At 71.6% G+C, this 18,459-nt stretch carries 13 protein-coding genes and 2 pseudogenes; 3 read left to right on the forward strand and 12 right to left on the reverse strand.

All coding sequences use genetic code 11. From position 1 onward, the window contains the following. Positions 1 to 83: 83 nt before the first annotated feature. From ABZY12_RS15550 to ABZY12_RS15560, 3 genes are all read right to left on the reverse strand, one after another. A complete protein-coding gene (locus ABZY12_RS15550; protein ID WP_356890369.1) occupies positions 84 to 1,316 on the reverse strand; it encodes an arginine deiminase in 1,233 nt (410 codons plus the stop codon). 317 nt (positions 1,317 to 1,633) lie between these two features. Next, positions 1,634 to 4,174 carry a polynucleotide kinase-phosphatase gene (locus ABZY12_RS15555; RefSeq protein WP_356890371.1) on the reverse strand — a complete coding sequence of 847 codons (2,541 nt, stop codon included), beginning with the start codon at positions 4,172 to 4,174 and terminating at the stop codon, positions 1,634 to 1,636. Beyond that, positions 4,171 to 5,637, reverse strand: coding sequence for a 3' terminal RNA ribose 2'-O-methyltransferase Hen1 (locus ABZY12_RS15560; protein WP_356890373.1), 1,467 nt, complete (start codon positions 5,635 to 5,637; stop codon positions 4,171 to 4,173). The genes ABZY12_RS15555 and ABZY12_RS15560 overlap by 4 nt, the downstream gene beginning before the upstream one ends. Positions 5,638 to 5,981: 344 nt before the next feature. Between ABZY12_RS15560 and ABZY12_RS15565 the strand changes: the two genes are divergently transcribed. Further along, on the forward strand, positions 5,982 to 6,725 hold the full coding sequence (locus tag ABZY12_RS15565) for a class I SAM-dependent methyltransferase (RefSeq protein ID WP_356890375.1): 744 nt from the start codon (positions 5,982 to 5,984) through the stop codon (positions 6,723 to 6,725). A 90-nt stretch (positions 6,726 to 6,815) separates the two neighbouring features. Here the strand turns inward: ABZY12_RS15565 and mmuM are convergent, their stop codons facing one another. The 7 genes and pseudogenes from mmuM to ABZY12_RS15600 form a co-directional block, all read right to left on the reverse strand. After that, positions 6,816 to 7,775, reverse strand: coding sequence for a homocysteine S-methyltransferase (gene mmuM / locus ABZY12_RS15570; RefSeq protein ID WP_356890377.1), 960 nt, complete (start codon positions 7,773 to 7,775; stop codon positions 6,816 to 6,818). Between the two features lie 15 nt (positions 7,776 to 7,790). Next, the gene (locus ABZY12_RS15575) at positions 7,791 to 8,714 is read right to left on the reverse strand and encodes an LLM class F420-dependent oxidoreductase (RefSeq protein WP_356890379.1); all 924 of its coding nucleotides are present in this window, start codon (positions 8,712 to 8,714) and stop codon (positions 7,791 to 7,793) included. A gap of 216 nt (positions 8,715 to 8,930) precedes the next feature. Beyond that, complete coding sequence (locus tag ABZY12_RS15580) at positions 8,931 to 9,428, reverse strand: DUF6099 family protein (RefSeq protein WP_356890381.1); 498 nt, start codon at positions 9,426 to 9,428, stop codon at positions 8,931 to 8,933. A 125-nt stretch (positions 9,429 to 9,553) separates the two neighbouring features. Beyond that, positions 9,554 to 9,934: a nucleotide pyrophosphohydrolase gene (locus ABZY12_RS15585; RefSeq protein WP_356890383.1), complete on the reverse strand. Its 381-nt coding sequence runs from the start codon at positions 9,932 to 9,934 to the stop codon at positions 9,554 to 9,556. Further along, positions 9,931 to 11,091 (reverse strand): annotated as a pseudogene (locus tag ABZY12_RS15590) (ATP-binding protein); the annotation flags it as partial. The pseudogene ABZY12_RS15590 and the gene ABZY12_RS15585, both read right to left, overlap by 4 nt. Positions 11,092 to 11,437: 346 nt before the next feature. Continuing rightward, positions 11,438 to 11,866 carry a cell division protein SepF gene (locus ABZY12_RS15595; protein ID WP_356890385.1) on the reverse strand — a complete coding sequence of 143 codons (429 nt, stop codon included), beginning with the start codon at positions 11,864 to 11,866 and terminating at the stop codon, positions 11,438 to 11,440. Between the two features lie 77 nt (positions 11,867 to 11,943). Further along, a complete protein-coding gene (locus tag ABZY12_RS15600; protein ID WP_356890387.1) occupies positions 11,944 to 12,669 on the reverse strand; it encodes a dienelactone hydrolase family protein in 726 nt (241 codons plus the stop codon). A gap of 248 nt (positions 12,670 to 12,917) precedes the next feature. Between ABZY12_RS15600 and ABZY12_RS15605 the strand changes: the two genes are divergently transcribed. Next, positions 12,918 to 13,586: a class I SAM-dependent methyltransferase gene (locus ABZY12_RS15605; RefSeq protein WP_356890389.1), complete on the forward strand. Its 669-nt coding sequence runs from the start codon at positions 12,918 to 12,920 to the stop codon at positions 13,584 to 13,586. 1,114 nt (positions 13,587 to 14,700) lie between these two features. Then, complete coding sequence (locus ABZY12_RS15610) at positions 14,701 to 15,384, forward strand: triacylglycerol lipase (RefSeq protein ID WP_356890391.1); 684 nt, start codon at positions 14,701 to 14,703, stop codon at positions 15,382 to 15,384. A 151-nt stretch (positions 15,385 to 15,535) separates the two neighbouring features. Here ABZY12_RS15610 and ABZY12_RS15615 read toward each other — a convergent pair whose 3' ends face one another. Together ABZY12_RS15615 and ABZY12_RS15620 are read right to left on the reverse strand one after the other, a co-directional pair. Next, positions 15,536 to 16,843: a tetratricopeptide repeat protein gene (locus ABZY12_RS15615; RefSeq protein ID WP_356890393.1), complete on the reverse strand. Its 1,308-nt coding sequence runs from the start codon at positions 16,841 to 16,843 to the stop codon at positions 15,536 to 15,538. A gap of 466 nt (positions 16,844 to 17,309) precedes the next feature. Continuing rightward, a pseudogene (locus ABZY12_RS15620) lies at positions 17,310 to 18,457 on the reverse strand (ABC transporter substrate-binding protein). Between the last annotated feature and the right edge of the window lie 2 nt (positions 18,458 to 18,459).

Genomic DNA, 18,459 nt, shown 5'->3' on the forward strand with positions numbered 1-18,459 from the left:
TCGGAGCCCTGGCGGGCCGGGGTCCCGGGCGCGGCCGGGACCCCGGGCCCGGAGGTGGGTGAGCGCCCGGCGCCCGGGACCCGTCAGACCGCGTCGCGCTCCACCGGACAGCTCATGCAGCGTGGGCCGCCCCTCCCCCGGCCGAGCTCGCTGCCCGGGATCTCGATCACCTCGATGCCCTGCTTGCGCAGATGCGTGTTGGTGGTGACATTGCGCTCGTACGCCACCACCACGCCTGGCTCCACCGCGAGGACGTTGCAGCCGTCGTCCCACTGCTCGCGCTCCGCCGCGTGGACGTCCTGCGTCGCCGTCAGGACTCGGATGTCCTGCAGCCCGAGCGCCGCGGCGATCGCGCTGTGCATGTGCTCCGGCGGATGGTCGGTGACCCGGAGCGACTGGCCCGCGTCACCCGGCTCGATCGTGTACGAGCGGAGCATGCCGAGCCCCGCGTACTGCGTGAAGGTGTCGTGGTCGACCATCGTCATCACCGTGTCGAGGTGCATGAACGCGCGCCGCTTCGGCATGTCGAGGGCGATGATCGTCCGCGCCGAGCCGGCCGCGAAGAGCCCGCGTGCCAGCATCTCCACCGCCTGCGGGGTGGTCCGCTCGCTCATCCCGATCAGGACGGCACCGTTGCCGATGACGAGGACGTCCCCGCCCTCGATCGTCGACGGGTAGTCCGACTGCCCTTCCGACCAGTGGTGGAAGGCCCCGGCCTCGGGGCCCGTGAAGACCGGGTGGTGCTTGTAGATCGCCTCGAAGTGGACCGTCTCGCGCTGGCGGGCGGGCCACCGCATGGCGTTGATGCAGACGCCGTCGTAGATCCAGGCGGAGGTGTCCCGGGTGAAGAGATGGTTCGGCAGCGGCCTGAGGACGAAGTCGTCCAGATCCATCACGTGGAAACGCACCGAGGTCGGCTCCCGGTGCGAGGCCAGGAATTCCCGCTTGGTCATTCCGCCGACCAGCGCCTCGGCGAGCGTGGCGGCGTCCAGGGAGTCGAAGGCGGCGCGCAGGTGGTCGGCGGCGAGCGGCCCGTACTCCTTCTCGTGGAAGACCCGGTCGAGCACGAGCGCGCGGGCCGCGGGCAGCTCCAGGGACTCTCGCAGCAGGTCTCCGAAGAGATGGACCTCGACGCCGCGGTCGCGCAGCACGTCCGCGAAACCGTCGTGCTCCTGCCGCGCCCGGCGTACCCAGAGCACGTCGTCGAAGAGCAGAGCGTCCTTGTTGGTGGGTGTGAGCCGCTTCAGTTCCAGATCGGGCCGGTGCAGTATGACGCGGCGCAGCCGCCCGGTCTCGGAGTCGACATGGAATCCCATGCGCCCATCCTGACGGAGCGGAGCGCCGCGTGCCGTGCTCCGCGACGAGATGACGCCCCTGACCGGTGAACCGGCCCGCCCCGGGGACGGGGCCTGGCCCGTCCCCGGGAACGGGGCGTGTCCGGTCGCCGTGGGCGGGGCGTGTCCGGTCGCCGTGGGCGGGGCGTGTCCGGTCGCCGTGGGCGGGGCGTGTCCGATTCCCGGGGCGGGGCCGGTCCCCCGGGCGGGACGTGTCCGGCGGGCCTGACCGGGACCCCCGGCGGGAGCAACCCCAGGCCAGGCCGGCCCCCGGTTCCCCCCGCCGGGCCCCGGCCCTCTCACAACCGCGGATCCACCGGCTCCGACTCCAGGGCGAGTACGGCGAAGACCGCCTCGTGCACCCGCCACAGCGGCTCCCCCTCCGCCAGCCGGTCCAGCGCCTCCAGGCCGAGGGCGTACTCCCGCAGGGCCAGTGAGCGCTTGTGGCCGAGGAAGCGGCCCCGCAGGCGCTCCAGGTTCTCCGGGCGGGTGTACTCCGGACCGTAGATGATCCGCAGGTACTCGCGGCCCCGGACCTTCACACCGGGCTGGACGAGCCGGCCGTCGCCGCCGCGGACCAGCGCCGCCAGCGGCTTCACGACCATGCCCTCGCCACCGGCCGCCGTCAGCTCCAGCCACCAGTCGACACCGGCCCGCACCGACGCCTCGTCGCCCGTGTCGACGACCAGCCGGCGCGTGACCTGAAGCAGCCCCGTCGGATCGTGTTCGACCAGCCGGTCCAGCCATGCGAGCTGCTCGTCGTGCGGTACGGCCGCCAGCGAGCGGCCCCGGGCCGCGAGGACCTGGAACGGCGCGAACCGCACGCCCTCAAGGCCCTCCGTCGGCCAGCAGTAGCGCCGGTAGGCCTCCGTGAACGCGGCCGCGTCCGCCGCCCGTTCCCGCTGCTTGGTGAGGAGCGCGTCGACACCACCGCCCACGCCCCGCGCCGCCGCGCGCTCCAGCGCGCCGAGCGCACCGGGGAAGACGGCCCTGGAGGCGGCGCCGACCGCCGCGTACTGCGAGCGCAGCAGCCCGGCCGACTTCAGCGACCACGGCATCAGCTCGCCGTCGAGCAGCACCCAGTCCGTGTCGAGCTCCTCCCACAGTCCGGCGGCCGTGATCGCCGTCCGCAGCCGCTCCAGTACCTGCTCGGTGACGGCGGAATCGTCGAAGAAGGGCCGTCCCGTACGGGTGTGCAGTGAGCCCGTCGGGCCCGCCACGCCGAACCGCTCGCGCGCCGCGCCCTCGTCACGGCAGACGAGGGCGACGGCCCGCGAGCCCATGTGCTTCTCCTCGCACACGACCTGCCCGACGCCGTCGGCCGCGTACTGGGCGAACGCCTCGGCCGGGTGTTCCAGATAGCCCTCGACCTTCGAGGTCGCCGTCGGTGCCATCGTCGGCGGCAGATAGGCGAGCAGGCGCGGGTCGATCGCGAACCGGCTCATGACCTCCAGGGCCGCCGCCGCGTTCTCCTCCCGCACGCTGACATTGCCCATCCGACGGGTCTCCACGACCCGGCGGCCGTGCACGTCGGCGAGGTCCAGCGGCCGTCCCTGGTGCCCGCCGGGCGCCTCGGTCGCCAGCGGCCGGGCCGGCTCGTACCAGACCTTCTCCGCCGGCACGTCGACGAGTTCACGCTCCGGCCAGCGCAGAGCGGTCATCTTCCCGCCGAAGACGGCACCGGTGTCGAGGCAGATGGTGTTGTTGATCCAGGAGGTGTTCGGTACGGGCGTGTGTCCGTAGACGACGGTCGCCCGGCCCCGGTACTCCTCGGCCCAGGGGTAGCGCACCGGCAGCCCGAACTCGTCGGTCTCGCCGGTGGTGTCGCCGTACAGCGCGTGCGAACGCACCCGGCCGGAGGTCCGGCCGTGGTACTTCTCCGGCAGACCGGCGTGGCAGACCACCAGCTTGCCCTCGTCGAGGACGTAGTGGCTGACGAGCCCGTCGATGAACCGGCTCACCTCCGCGCGGAACTCCTCGCTCTCGTGCCCCAACTGTTCGATGGTCTCGGCGAGCCCGTGGGTCTCCTGGACCTTGCGGCCCTTGAGCCAGCGGCCGAGCTTGTTCTCGTGGTTCCCGGGCACGCAGAGCGCGTCGCCGGCCGCGACCATGCCCATCACACGGCGCAGGACGCCCGGGCTGTCGGGGCCCCGGTCGACGAGGTCGCCGACGAAGACCGCCGTACGGCCCTCGGGGTGGTGGCCGTCCACATAGCCCAGCTTGGCGAGCAGGGTCTCCAGCTCGGAGCGGCAGCCGTGGATGTCACCGATGATGTCGAAGGGTCCGGTGAGGTGACGCAGGTCGTTGAACCGCTTCTCCAGGACGACCTCGGCCGCGTCCACCTCCTCGACGCTGCGCAGCACATGCACCTTGCGGAAGCCCTCGCGCTCCAGGCCGCGCAGCGAGCGGCGCAGTTCGCGGCGGTGGCGCTGGACGACGTGGCGGGGCAGGTCCGCCCGGTCGGGTCGGGCGGCGTTGCGCTCCTGGCACACCTGCTCCGGCAGGTCGAGGACGATCGCGATGGGCAGGACGTCGTACTCGCGGGCGAGCCGGACCAGCTGGCGCCGGGCCTCCTGCTGCACATTGGTGGCGTCGACGACGGTCAGCCGGCCCGCCTCCAGGCGCTTGCCGGCGATGTAGTGCAGCACGTCGAAGGCGTCCCGGCTGGCGCTCTGGTCGTTCTCGTCGTCGGCGACGAGGCCGCGGCAGAAGTCGGAGGAGATGACCTCGGTCGGCTTGAAGTGGCGCCGGGCGAAGGTGGACTTGCCGGAGCCGCTCGCACCGATCAGGACGACGAGGGACAGGTCGGTGACGGGCAGCTTGCGGGTCGTGTCGGTCATGCCGTGCCCTCCTTCGCGGTCGGGGCGTTCTGAGTGAAGACGGCCATCTGGGTGGGCGGGCCGACCTCGGGGTCGTCGGGGCCGATCGGAGTGAACTCGACGCCGTATCCGTACTGTTCGGCGACGCGCGCCGCCCAGCCGCGGAACTCCTCACGGGTCCACTCGAAACGGTGGTCGCCGTGCCGGACGTGCCCGGCCGGGAGGGAGTCCCAGCGGACGTTGTACTCGACGTTGGGCGTGGTGACGAGGACCGTGCGGGGGCGGGCCGAGCCGAACACCGCGTACTCGAGCGCGGGCAGCCGCGGCAGGTCGAGATGCTCGATGACCTCGCTGAGCACCGCCGCGTCGTAACCCGTCAGCCGCTTGTCGGTGTACGCGAGGGAGCCCTGGATGAGCTTCACCCGGCCGGCCTGCCGCTCACCGAGCCGCTCCAGCCTGAGCCGTCGCCCGGCGACGGTCAGCGCGCGTACGGACACGTCGACGCCCACGATGTCGGTGAAGCGCACGTCCTTGAGGAGCGCCTGCACCAACTGGCCCTGGCCGCAGCCGAGGTCGAGGACCCGGGTCGCGTCGGCGGCCCGCAGCGCGGCGAGGATCGCCTCGCGCCGCTGCTCGGCGAGCGGCACGGGCCGCTCCTCGGTGTCGCTGGTCTCGTCGACGGCGTTGTCGACGTCGTCGACGTCCAGGCCGTCGCTCTCGGCGAGCCGCACCAGCTCCAGGCGTTCCATCGCCTCGCGGGTCAGGCCCCAGCGGCGGGACAGATAACGGCTGGTGATCAGCTTGTGCTCGGGGTGTTCGGCGAGCCAGCCGTCACCGGCGCGCAGCAGCTTGTCGACCTCGTCGGGCGCCACCCAGTAGTGCTTGGCGTCGTCGAGCACCGGCAGCAGGACGTAGAGCTGGTTGAGGGCGTCGGCGAGCCGCAGCTCCCCTTCGAGGGCGAGCCGCACGTAGCGCGAGTCGCCCCACTCGGGGAACGCGCTGTCGAGCGCGACCGGCTCGGCGTCCACCGTGTCCCAGCCGAGCGGCCCGAACAGTTTGCGGACCAGCTCCGCACCGCCTCGGGCCGGGAGCGCCGGGACCTCGATGCGCAGCGGCAGCGGCTCGGCGGCCCGTTGGGGCATCGCCTTGCACGCCCCGCGCAGCGCGCTCTTGAAGACCGTGGCGAGGGCGACGGCGAGCAGCGACGACGCGGCGTAGGGCCGGTCGTTCACATACTGCGCGAGCGCGGAGTCGGGGGCACCGCCCCGGCCCTTGCCCTTGCCGCGCCGCACCAGCGCCACGGGGTCCACCTCGAGGAGGAGCGCGGCGGTGCACCGCTCGACGGACGCCTCGGGGTAGAGGACGTGCGCCGTGCCGTGCGAGGTCGAGAACGTCTGCGCGTTGTCGGGATGCTTGTGCAGCAGGAAGCCCAGATCGGTCGCGGGACGTTCGGGGGTGCCGGTCGTACTGATCGTCAGGAACACATGACCGAGTATCTCCGCCCACTCCTCCCCCGACCAGGGGTTTTCCGGCGACCGGTGAGCGGCGGCGGCTCTGCTTCGCCGAGGTTGCGAACGCCGAGCGGTCGGCGGGCATGCTGGACCATGAGCCAGAAGCGAGACGGCCTGAACCTTGTGGATACCTACGAAGTTCTGGTCTCGGACGGCGGGTGATTTCAGGTCATCCATCCCTTAGCCGAGACCGCTCGTTGGCTGTGTACTCCTCGCACGAACCGCGATCAGCTGGAAACCGCGTCGGAGATCGACGTTTCCCGCGAGTCGCGCGACGTCAGCACTTGCTTGCCACGAAGTACAGGAGAGGACAGCACGTGAGCGTGCAACAGTACGACGCGATCGGCGAGGCATTCGAGGGGTTCAAGTCCCTGCCGTTGATACGTTACGGGGAGGTGCCGAGCTTCCTGGGGATGGTCGGGGACGTGACCGGCAAGGAGGTTCTCGACCTGGCCTGCGGCACCGGTTTCTACAGCAGGGAGCTCAAGCGGCGCGGCGCCGCGGACGTCCTCGGCATCGACATCTCCGTCGAGATGATCGCCGCCGCACGGGAGATCGAGCGGCGTGACCCGCTGGGTGTGCACTACGAGGTGGGTGACGTGGCCGAGCTGCGGCCTCTCGACCGGCGCTTCGACATCGCGTTGGGAGTGCAGTGCCTCAACTACGCCGAGGACATCGCGACGATGAAGCGGATGTGCCGCAACATCCACGAAAGTCTCGTCCCCGGTGGAGAGTTCTTCGTGTTCGCCCAGAAGCCCGACTACGAGTTCGACTGCCTGTCCCTGGAGAAGTACGGGTTCCGCTGCGAGCCGACGGGCGAGGAGATCGAGACGGGTCCGCGCGTGCGGGTCACGGCTCTCCTCGACCCGCAGCCGATCAGCATCGTCGGCGGGGCCCCGCGCCGCGAGGTCTACGAGGAGTGTCTGCGGTCCACCGGGTTCAGTGAGCTGACCTGGGTCCCGCTGACGGTGTCCGAGGCCGGCATCCGTGAGTTCGGTGCGGACTTCTGGGCGGACCTCCTCGACCACCCCCCGCTGGAGATGCTGCGCTGCCGCGCCTGACGCCCGACCGGAACACCCCGGTGACCGGACCTCGGGAATGCGATCAGTTGCCCTGATACGGCAAGCGCTGTGACCACTCCGCAGCCCTCCTCAGGGCCTGTCCTGCCCTGATCCGCCGGACAGGCCCTGACCGTTCGCCGGCGTGAGCGCTTCGGCGAGCGCCGCGATCCCGCCAGGGCCGACCCGGCAGCAGCCGCCGACGAGCCGGGCCCCGGCCGCCTGCCAGTCCCGCACGCTGCCGGGGTCGAAGCTCACGCCCCCGCGCCAGGCCCGCGCCTCCGCGTCCCACTCCTCGCCGCTGTTGGGGTAGACGACCACCGGCTTCCCGGTCGTCCCGGCGGCGGCCTCCACGGCCCCGGCGACATCGCCCGGCTCGCAGCAGTTGACACCGACCGCGATCACCTGGTCGTTGCCGACCGCGAGCGCGAACGCCTCCTCCAGCCTTTGCCCGGCCCGGGTACGGTCCCCCGCGATCGTGTACGAGAGCCACACCGGCACCCCGCATCCCTCGACGGCTCGCAGCAGCGCTTCCGCCTCCTCGATGTCGGGCACGGTCTCCAGTGCCAGCACATCCGGCCCGGCGGCCACGATCGCCTCGATCCGGGGCCGGTGGAACCGCTCCAGTTCGCGCACCGTGAGTCCGTACCGGCCCCGGTACTCGCTGCCGTCGGCGAGCATCGCACCGTACGGTCCCACGGAACCGGCGACCCACACCTGCCGCGCGGCTCCCTGTGCCGCCGCACGCGCCAGCTCCACGCTCCGCGCGAACAACCGCGCCGCCCCCGCACGGTCGATGCCTCGGCGGGCGAAGCCCTCGAAGGCGGCCTGATAGCTGGAGGTGATCAACACCTGGGCGCCCGCCCGTGCGTACGCCGCGTGCGCCGCCTCGATCTGCTCGGGGCCGTCGACGAGCAACCGGGCCGACCACAGCTCGTCGGAGAGGTCGCAGCCCTGCGCCTGGAGCTGGTTGGAGAGCCCTCCGTCGAGGACGAGCACCTCCTCGTCGAGCGCCTCGGCCAGGGAACGGGTGGAGGAAGGTGTGGATGTCATGACGTGTCCTCGCTCTCAGCCCAGCTGCGACTGCACCTGGGCGGAGATCAGCTCCAGGTGCTCCAGGTCGTCCAGGTCGAGGACCTGGAGATAGATCCGGGACGCCCCGATCGCTCCGTACCGGCCGATCTTGTCCACGACCTCGGCGGGTGAACCGGCCAGGCCGTTCGCCTTCAGCTCCTCCACCTCCCGGCCGATGGCCGCCGCCCGGCGGGCCACCTCGGCGTCGTCCTTGCCGACACAGACCACCAGGGCGTTGGAGTACACCAGCTCGTCGGCCGAGCGGCCGGCGGCCTCGGCGGCGGCCCGGACGCGGCCGAACTGTCGTTCACTGTCCTCCAGCGAGGCGAAGGGGATGTTGAACTCGTCGGCGTACCGCGCGGCCAGGCGCGGGGTACGGGTCGCGCCGTGCCCGCCGATGAGCACCGGCACCTTGGTCTGAGCCGGCTTGGGCAGCGCGGGCGAGTCGGTGAGCTGGTAGAACTCGCCCTCGTAGCTGAACGTCTTGCCGACCTCGGTGTCCCACAGCCCGGTGACGATCGCCAGCTGCTCCTCGAGTCGGCCGAACTTCTCCTTGGGAAACGGGATTCCGTACGCCCGGTGCTCCTCCTCGAACCAGCCTGCCCCGAGGCCCAGTTCGATCCGGCCGCCGGACATCTGGTCGACCTGGGCGACCTGAATGGCGAGGACACCGGGGAGACGGAAGGTGCCGGCGGTCATCAGGGTGCCGAGGCGGATCCGGCGGGTCTCCCGGGCCAGACCGGCCAGGGTGATCCACGCGTCCGTCGGCCCGGGCAGGCCGTCGCCGGAGCCCATGCTGACGTAGTGGTCCGAGCGGAAGAAGGCGTCGAAGCCGAGTTCCTCGGCGGCCTTGGCGACCTTGAGGAGGGTGTCGTAGTCGGCCCCCTGCTGGGGCTCGGTGAAGATTCGAAGATCCATGCCTCCATCCTGCACTGTCGAGCGGCTGTCAACCCTTTCGTCAGCACGCGGGCCGCGCCGTCCCGGCCGAGTGAATATCCGCCCGCCGGCGGGCCACGTCCCGCCGGGCCAGTGACCGTGGTCCGGCCCGGTCTTCCCGGACCAGAAGCACATGACCGTCGTGCGCGCGACGCCCCCGCGCCCGACGCTCGCCGTCCCGACATGGACCGACACCGTTCATCGCGGACCCGCCGCCGGGCCCGCTCGGCCCCAGGCCGCGTCGGGCGGCCGGTCCCGCTCCCGTACCGCGAGCCGGCGCAGCATCCCGCGGACCCGGTCGTTCGCTTCGTCGGCCGCGTCGATCGCCTCGATGCACTGCCAGTACAGCCCCTCCTCGTCCGTGGCACAGGCCACCCCGACGAGGGCGATTCCCACCTCCCCGAGGAGTTCTCCCAGCGAGGTCAACGCCGCACGAGGGTCCCCGACTTCCGTGAGCTGAGCGGCCCTCGGACCACCCGCCCGCAGCACGGGATGGTCCACCCCTCCGCGCGCCCCGCCGATCTCGCTCAGCCCGTTCGCCTCGCTCCGCAGCTCCAGCGGACCGCAGAGCGCGAGATGACTTCCTATCGCCTGGGCGAGGGCCTGCGCCTGCCAGGCCTCCGCCACGATGTCCAACGCCGTTCCACTCTGCGCCAGTGCGTGCCTGCCGGCCGCGATGAGTCGCTCCGCTTCCATAGACGCCGCCCCCGTTCGTATGACTTACTGCTCACTCCTTCATTACCCAGAGTGAAGGCAGCTGAGCCAGAACTCCAGAGGAATTCGGAAATCTGTGGACAGGAAGCTCGACGGGGCGAAGCCGATCACTCCGAAGAGTGACGATCGCCGTCCTCGGTGGCACGCGAGGCCCGTCCCGGCGGCCTGCCGACCGGAAAGCGCAGTTCGTTCCGGTCGATCTTCGCCGACAACGCCACGAGGGGGTCGATGCCGAGGACCCCGCAGAACTGGAGCAGATACGCCAGTACGTCCGCGACCTCGTCGGCGACCCGGTGTGCCGTGTCCGGGTCATCCATCACGCGGTCCGCCTCCTGGGGCGTCAACCACTGGAAGATCTCCAGTAGTTCGGCCGCCTCGACGCTGAGCGCCGCCGCCAGGTTCTTCGGTGTGTGGTACGGCTGCCACTCCCGGGAGGCGGCGAACTCGGCCAGCCTCCGCTGCAATCCCGCTACATCCAGTTCACTCACGGCTCAAGGTCTACCACTGACACGCCGGGCGTCTCCCGTGCGGTCGCCGAGGCCGCCTCCCCGATCGCGCCGACGACCCGGATATGACCGTCCGCGCAGATGGCGGCGGCGAGGCCGAGCAGTTCGCGGAGCTGACGCCGGTCGAGCCCCCGGTCGAAACCGTCCGCGACAACGGTCAAGGTCTTCATCGCGTCGGGCACTTCGGCGAGTTGGTCCATGGCGAGCACGCCGGGGCCGGTGAGCAGGACGAGGGCCAGTGCCAGGTAGCGCAGTTCGCCGTCGCCGAGCCGGCCCAGCGGGGTGGCGGCAGGCACCCCGGCTCCCCCGGACATGCCCTCCGGCCCGGCGGCTCGCGCCGCCCTCTCCAGTACCGCTCGCACCATGGCGTCGGGCAGCTCCTCGACGCCGAGCCCCGTGACCGGCCCGACGCACCCGGCGCCCGCGACCGCGGCGAGCCGGGCATGACGGCGCGGGCAGTCGGTACGGGTGCGGTGCAGGACCTCGGCGAGGTTGTCGCAGCCGCGCCGCAACCGCCCCTCCCCGACCGGGACGGGGGCCCGCATCCGATGCGGCCGGGGGTCGCAGGCGAAGACCGACCGCAGCGCGACCACGACCTGTTCGGCGGCGGCAAGGACTTCGAGCTGCCCCTTCGTCTTGCCGGCCACCCGCAGCGGCAGCAGGGCGGTGCCCAGCAGATCGTCCGGGAGCGGCGCGCGGGTGACGGGGGTGGCTCCGGCCGTGTGCCATTCGGCCTGGACACTGCTGCGGCCGGGGTCGCGGAGCGCCGTGGTGAGCAGCGTACGGCCGCGGCAGGTCAGCCGTTCTCCGACGACGCGGAGCCGGGGCTCGGCCTGGACGGCGATGTCGAGCTCCACGGGGCCGGCCGGACCGTCGACGGTGCAGCCGATCCGGAACCCCCGCCGTCCCTCCGCGTCCGGCCTGGCCCGCTCGGGCACGCAGTCGGCCGCGTCGGGGAACACGGACGCGAGGTCGTCGCCCGCCCCGAGCCGGGCCAGCGCCTCGTACGCCCGCAGGGCACTGGACTTGCCGCTGCCGCTCGCCCCCGTGAACAGCGTCACGGGCCCCAGGGGATAGACGGCGGCGCGGTGGGAAGCGAAGGCGGAGAGGCGGAGTTCGGTGACGACGGGGCGGGCGGGCCGCCGCCTGGAGCCGGCCGTGACGTGCCGCGGCGTGTCACGCGCGGGTCCGGGAACGGCGGGGGAACCGGTGTCGGTGCTGGTGGAAGTGCCGGTGTCAGTCCTCGTGGAAGTGCCGGTCTGAGTACGGGTGTCGGTGCTGGTGGAAGTGCCGGTCTGAGTACGGGTGTCGGTGCTGGTGGAAGTGCCGGCGTCCGTGCTGGTGGAAGTGCCGGTGCGAGTGGCGGTCGATGATGCGGTGGAGGGGGCGGAAGCAGCGGAATCGGGCGTAAGGTCGCCGGTGAAGTCCATGATCGGACCGTACGCAGTCGGTCATATGACGAACCGTTACGCCGTCATGACCTTCCTACGATCGGGGGACGGCGGCCCCGACCCCCTCCTCGTCCTCCGATGCCGCGTCGGCCGCGCCTTCCACCTCGGTCCCGGCCGGCGCCAGCAGGAAGACGTTGCGGTCGACCCGGTGCATCCCGCTGCCGAGGCCGAAGACGACGCCGCTGCTGAAGTCGAGGATCCGCTTGGCGACATCGGTGTCGGCACCGGTCAGATCCAGCAGAACGGGAATCTGGGCGATGAGGTATTCGGCCACCTCGCGGGCATCGGCGAAGACCTGCACCCGCAACACGATCATGCGCCGCTGCTCGGCGGCCTCGTACTGCTCGGGAAGCGTCCGGTGATCGACCCTTGACGGCCACTCGTCCCGCCCCCGCAGGGGCACGACCTGCGCGAGGCCCTCCCACTGCTCGTCGGTGACGTCGTACCTCTCGTACCTACTCATGCACCCATCCTCGCCTCCCTCACTCGTTCGGCCCAACAGCGACACGTCACGAGTCGGCCACCACCGAGGCGATCAGCTCACTCCGTTACGGGCAGACACTCGGCGAGCAGGCCCACGATGTCGCGCCAGGCTCGCCGCGCGTGCCGTGGGTGGTAGCCGACGCCGGGGAGCACGGTCTGGTCGACCGGCGGGTGGTGGAAGGCGTGCAAGGCGCCGCCGTAGACCACGAGGCGCCAGTCGACGCCCGCGGCTTGCATCTCGGCGGTGAACGCGTCCCGTTGCGCGGACGGCATGATCGGGTCTTCCGACCCGACCCCGGCCCACACGGGGCAGCGAATGCGCGCCGCCTCGCCCGGTCGGCCCGTGGTCAGGGCGTTGACCGTCCCGATCGCCCGCAGGTCGACGCCGTCGCGCCCGAGTTCCAGCGCGATCGCGCCCCCGGTGCCGTAGCCGACGGCGGCGATCCGGTCGGGGTCGGTCCGCGGTTCGGCGCGCAACACGTCGAGCGCCGCGTGGCCGATGCCCCGCATCCGGTCGGGGTCGGCGAGCAGGGGGGTCACACGCGCCAGCATCTCCTCGGGGTCGGTGAACCAGCGCCCTCCGTTGATGTCGAAGGCCAGCGCCACGTACCCCAGCTCGGCCAGGGCGTCGGCCCGACGGCGCTGGAAGTCGTTCAGCCCCGGCCCCTCGGGCCCGACCAGGACCGCGGGCCGGCGGTCGACCCCGGCCGGGAGCGCGAGGTGCCCGATCATCGTGAGGCCGTCGGCCGGGTACTCGACCGTGCGCGTGGTTACCGTCGTCATGAGACCGGACTGTAGTGAGCGTCGGGCCCGCTCGGGCCGGTGTTCACCGCCGGCGGACGGTGGCCTGGGGGTGACCGTACGGCGCCGGCCCCTCGTCGCGGCCGGGGCTGCACCCCGCGCGGAGCGCAAGGCCCGCCGCCCGTACGAGAATCGCGTCAGCGCCCTGCGTACAGCCGGGTCGTGATCAACGGATCGGCGTCAACCGCTGCGCCGGTCCCAAGGCCGTCGCGGCGTCCTATCGTTGGCTGATGCGCGCACACTCTGTTGACCGCCCAGCCGATCTCGACGTGGTACGTGAATCCTATGACCGCGTGGCCGACAACTACGCCGACATGGTGGTGACGACGGGAGTCGGCGACATTCGTAGCCATCCATGGCTCAAGGCATCGATCGACGCCTTCGCCGACACCGTGAGCGAGCTCGGGCCCGTCCTCGACGTCGGCTGCGGACCCGGAACGGTGACCGCCTACCTTGCCGAACGCGGACTCGACGTGTCCGGGGTGGATCTCTCTCCTCGGATGATCGAGAACGCGCGCCGTCTTCATCCGCGATGCCGCTTCAGTGTCGCCTCCGCCACCGACCTCGACCTTGGTGAAGCGTCCCTTGGCGGCGTGCTGGGGTGGTGGTCACTGTTCAACCTCCCCCGTGACGTCCTTCCCCAGGTTCTCGCCCTGTTCGCGCGCGCGTTGAAGCCAGGCGGGCACTTGATCACCGCGACACACGTCGGTGACGAAGACCTGGTGCGCACGGAGGCGTACGGAGGTGTACCCGTTCGCTGGACGACACACCAATGGCGGCCGGAACAACTCGTGGACCTGATCGAGCGGGCCGGACTGCGCCCGGTCGCCGAACTTCGGCTCCCCGCGGATGAGCACACCGGGCCGGGTGTGGTCGTCATGGCCGAGCGCACCGGCTGAGGATTCGGGGCGGGCGCAGGTGAGGTCCGCCGCCGGCAGCGTTCGTCGCGCAGGTGGTCGTTGACGGCCCGGCCGGCGCACGGGACCGCCGTCTTCCCCTCGGCGCCGCGCCCGTACACGCCGGGCGAGCGGATGTCCGCGGTGACCGGGCGCGATCCCCTGAGCTTGCATGGCGACGCGGGGGCGCCGTTGTCGGGAACGTTGTCGTCCAGCCGGGCGTGGAGCATCGGCACGGGCGCCTCGTTGCCGATCCGGGTGGCGGACTCGCGGGGCTCGGACTTCCGGAACGCGAGGGCACCGTCATGTCGTCGGGCCGGTGGATACGGGGGTTGTCGCCCGGGTGGGAGGCTGTCTCCGAATCCTCACCTGAGCTCCATAACCCTTTGCCGACAGCTCACTTGACGGTCCGCTCGGGGGAACAGCACACTCGGCGAAGCGGGTAACACCTTCCGAAACCGTTGTTGATGGAAGTGCCACGCAGGAGCGGCTCCACCGCCGGGCGTCGCTCCCGGGCAGCCCCGCGCACCACCCGACCCACCGCACAGCGTGCGACCGGGCATGCCTCCCTACCCGAGGAGGGGGCCTCGGCCGCGCAGCCCGTACGCACCGCGAGCCGGTCTACGAAAGGTCTGGTGCCCCGCAGATGCGAACCCCCGCACGCCGTCTGAGCCCCTCACCGCAGCAGTAGTGCTCGTGGCGGGGGCCACTTCGCCGGATCCCCCGACCACAGCGCGCCCCCGGCCGCCGGCCACGCCTTCGAGCCGTACCCCAAGGGCCCGTCCATGGGCAGCTTCACCCGGCCGGCGAGGTGCTCGAACGCGCGATCAGCCGTAACCGCGACGCCGTCCCGCAGTTGATCGAGAACTCGGGCAGCGCGCACCGCTCCGTCGGCAAGCACGTCCCGTACCGCTCCGCCTCCTGACGATCCCCGCCCGGTCGGGACGGCCTGTCGGCAACCGGCCTGACGGCAGCCTGCCCGTCGACGACCGGCCCGTCCGCAGGCCGCCCATCGGCGGCCCGCTCGTCCGGTCACCCGGCCGGGCCGCCCCGTCGACGGCCCAGCCGCGCCACACCAGGGGCCACACCGGTCCCCGACTCCCCACGGAAGGACATCATGCGCACTCTTCGCCCCCTTCTGGTCTCCTCGCTCGCCACCGGCCTCTTCGGCGCCCTGGCGCTCCAGGCCCCCGCCTCCGGGGCCGAACCGGCCGCAGCGGCGCCCGACCCGATCGTCTTCGTCCACGGCTGGAACTCCAGCGGCTCCACCTGGGACACCATGGCCGGCCGCTTCAAGGCCGACGGCTGGCCGGCCGGCCACCTCGACCAGTGGACGTACAACACCGGCCAGTCCAACGCCACCACCGCCGCCCAGCTCTCCACCGAGATCGACCGCGTACTGGCGGCGACCGGAGCCGGCAAGGTCGACGTCGTCACCCACTCCATGGGCGGACTCTCGTCCCGCTACTACACGAAGAACCTCGGCGGCGCCGCCAAGGTCGACGCCTGGATCTCCCTCGGCGGGCCCAACCACGGCACGGACACCGCCTACTTCTGCGGCGGCGCCTCCTGTACGGAGATGCGTCCCGGGTCCAGCTTCCTGAACGCCCTGAACTCCGGCGACGAGACGCCCGGCGCCTCCCGGTACGCCACATGGTGGTCGGCCTGCGACAGCGTCATCAACCCGGACAGCAGCGTCCCCCTCTCCGGCGCCACCAACACCCAGACCGCCTGCCTCAGCCACAGCGAACTGCGCACCGACGCCACCGTCTACGGCCAGGTCAAGTCGTTCGTCGGCTGACCGGCCCCGCATAGGCGCTCCCCCGACCGCCGACTCGACCGACCCTGCCGGGCGGACGACGACGGTCCTCGCGGCCGGCCGGTAAGCGGCCGCTTCGCGGGGGCCGTTCCCGAGGTTCTTGGGGGCCGGCCTCGGGGGAGAGACCAGCCGGTTACGGACGTTCGAGCGCCGTGAGGCCCCGCCGGTAGACCTCGGCCGCTTCCTGGATCCGGCCCCAAGCCATCAACGCGTCGCCGAAGAGGCGGCAGGTCGCGGCGATCTCGTAGACGGCCTCGATGCCGGTGTATCCCTCGAGGGCGGACCTGAACAGCCTCGCGCAGGCCGCTTCCTCCCCCTGGCCGAGCGCGATGAGCGCGTCGATACGGTCCAGCTCGGCCGCCTGCTCCGGGTCCTGGTACTCGCCGGCCGCAGCCCTGCACGTGCTGACGAGCGAAGCCGCCTCCTCGAGCCGGTCCTGACGGCGGACGACTTCGGCGAGTTCGGCCAGGGCATTGACCAGACGTGGGCGCGACCTGGTCTCGGTGAAGACGGACGCGGCCAGGCGGAGGCCGGCCTCGGCGCCGGGCAGGTCGCCGCTGCGGGCGGCGAGATAGCCGCTGGCGAAGTGACACATCCCCACCTCGGTGCGCAGGGCGAGGTGCTCGTAGAGGGCGAGTGCCCTGCTGAGGATCTGCTCGGCCTGGTCGTACCGGCCCAGGGCGGTGAGCGCACGGTTGAGGTGGTAGTACCCCTGGGCAAGGATCTCGGGGTCCTTGACGACAGGCGCGATCTTCAGGGCCTTTTCGGCGGCCGCTCCGGCCTCTTCGAGCTCCCCGCGCTCGACGAGCGGCAGCACGGAGGCCGCACGCAGGGCGAATTCGGCGGCGTGCTGGTCCGTCCCGGCGGCCGCGAGCAGATGCCGCTCGGCGAGCGCGAGGGCCTCGGCTATCTCACCTCGGGCGAAGAGCGCCCCCATCTGACCGACGACCGCTCGCAGTCGGCCGGCGAGCGGCCGGCCGGCCAGCAGCTCCTCCGCCTCGCGGAAGAGGGCCAGCGCGCGATCCGTGTCGCCTTGATGCCTCGCCACGGCCCCCAGTCCGCATCGCCCGGCATAGCCGAGTTCGCAGTCGCCTTGACCATCGGCCTCACGTACAACCTGCCGGTATGCCTCATGTGCCCGGTCGATCTCTCCTTGGGACAGGGCCGTACGCGCCTCGGCGACCGTCTGCCACAACTCCCTGCGCCTGCCCGCGTCGTAGCCGAAGAAGAGATCATCGGGGTCCACACCCAGGCGGTCGGCGAAATAGGCGGTGGTGCGCCTCGACGGCGTGCGCTTGCCCCCTTCGACCGAGGAGACGTAGGCACGGGTGAATCCTGTGCCGGCTACATGCGCCTGGGTCAGCCCCCGCTCGGTACGCAGGCGCAGCACGCGTGAGCCGATCCCGGCCGTGTCTGCCCCGGGAGGGAATTCATCGGACATGCGGGTCACTCTATGACCTGCCTCTTCCCCGCGACGGCCGCCTGGTCCAGGGGTACGAACTGGCGTTGAGCGGAGCCGAGTTCCCTGCTCCGACACCCGTCTCCCTTCGACCGGCTCAGCTCGGGTCGCCGCACCCTTTCGCCTTCCGCCCTTGACGCCCTTGACGCCCTTGATCGGCAACGGCAAACTGCCTCCGAGGCGGGGTAACAAGATTCGCAACGCCAGTTGACATCAGGTGACGTAGCCGTTTCCTACGCACGGACTGGGTTGCGGGGCGGGCCCACGAGCCCGGGGGGAGCTCGAGCCATGCCCGTACGGCGAAAATGCCCTGGATCGCTGTTACCCCGCCCACTCTCCGCGCTCCACCCGCGCAAGCCATCCCGCGGGCGCCGGCAGGGCGGAGCACGCAGACAGGTGGACAGCCCCGGGTTCGAGCAGATCAGGGCAGTCGGGCCTACGCGCTCTCTCAGCCGGTGTGAAGGATCCGGAAGCGATCGGGTTCCGCCGGATCCCGGTCAACGACTTGGATGGGCGTCCGAGCCCATTGCCACACGCTGATGCCTGGCCTGCGGGAGAACTCGATCCGCCCGCGGGTGCCTTCGACGGCGACGCCCGGCCAGGATTCGGCAAGGCGCGCCCGGTCCGCGCCGTGAGAACGCAGCATGTCGGCGAGGACCGCGACCGTGTCGTAGCCCTCGAACGCGACGAACGAGGGCGCTTCGGCCAGCCGCTCGCGGAGTGCCGTCTCGACGCGTACGCCGAGTGGGCTCAGACGATCGGGCAGGTAGCGCAAGAACGGGATGGCGGCGCTGTCGTCGCCCAGCGACGCCGACCACTCGGCGAACTCCGGTTGCCCGGCCGGAGCACCGATCAGGATCTCGGCGAGGCGCGGGTCGCGGCGGACAGTCTTCACGATCGACACCGCCGGCTCCGGGAAGCCGACCAGCAGAAGGAGGGCTGTCGCACGGTTGTCGACGAGTTCGTCGCACACGGCCTCGGGTTCGAGCGCGCGCGCATCGAGTTCGCTCACGGTGCCGCCGCGTGAAGCGAGGTGGTCCCGAAGGATGCGCGCCCCTGACGCCCAGTAGACACTCGGCTCGGTTGCCACGGCGATTCGACTGTGGCCCGCGCCGAGGAGGAAGTCCGCGTACAGCTGCCAGCCGTGCGACTGCGCCGGGGGAAGGCGCGCGACCCACTCCGTCGGCTCCTCGGTGAGCGCGTCGAGAACCGCCGACGAACAGAGGTACGGCAGGCCGAGCGCGTCGGCCCTCCCGGCTGCCGCACGCGCGACGACGCTGTGATACTCCCCCGCCAAGGCGGCCACGCCCATGCGCGCCAACTCCTCCACGGCCGCCGCGGCCCTCCGCGGGTCAGCCGCGGTGTCGCGGACCACCAGCTCGAGTGGTCTTCCGCCGATCCCGCCGGCGTCGTTGACGTCGTGAACGGCCAGCTCCAGTCCAGCGAGCAGGTGTCGGCCCGCCTCGACCCAGCCGGGCCGAGTGAGCGGAGCGAGAGCGCCGATCCGGACGGACGATCCGTCAGTCCGCTCCGCCGCGGGTGGCGAGGGTGGCGTACTCATGGGTGGACGTCCCCCGTGTGACGATTCGCGTTCATGT

Source organism: Streptomyces sp. NPDC006551, assembly GCF_040611675.1.
In the GTDB taxonomy this organism is placed as follows: domain Bacteria; phylum Actinomycetota; class Actinomycetes; order Streptomycetales; family Streptomycetaceae; genus Streptomyces.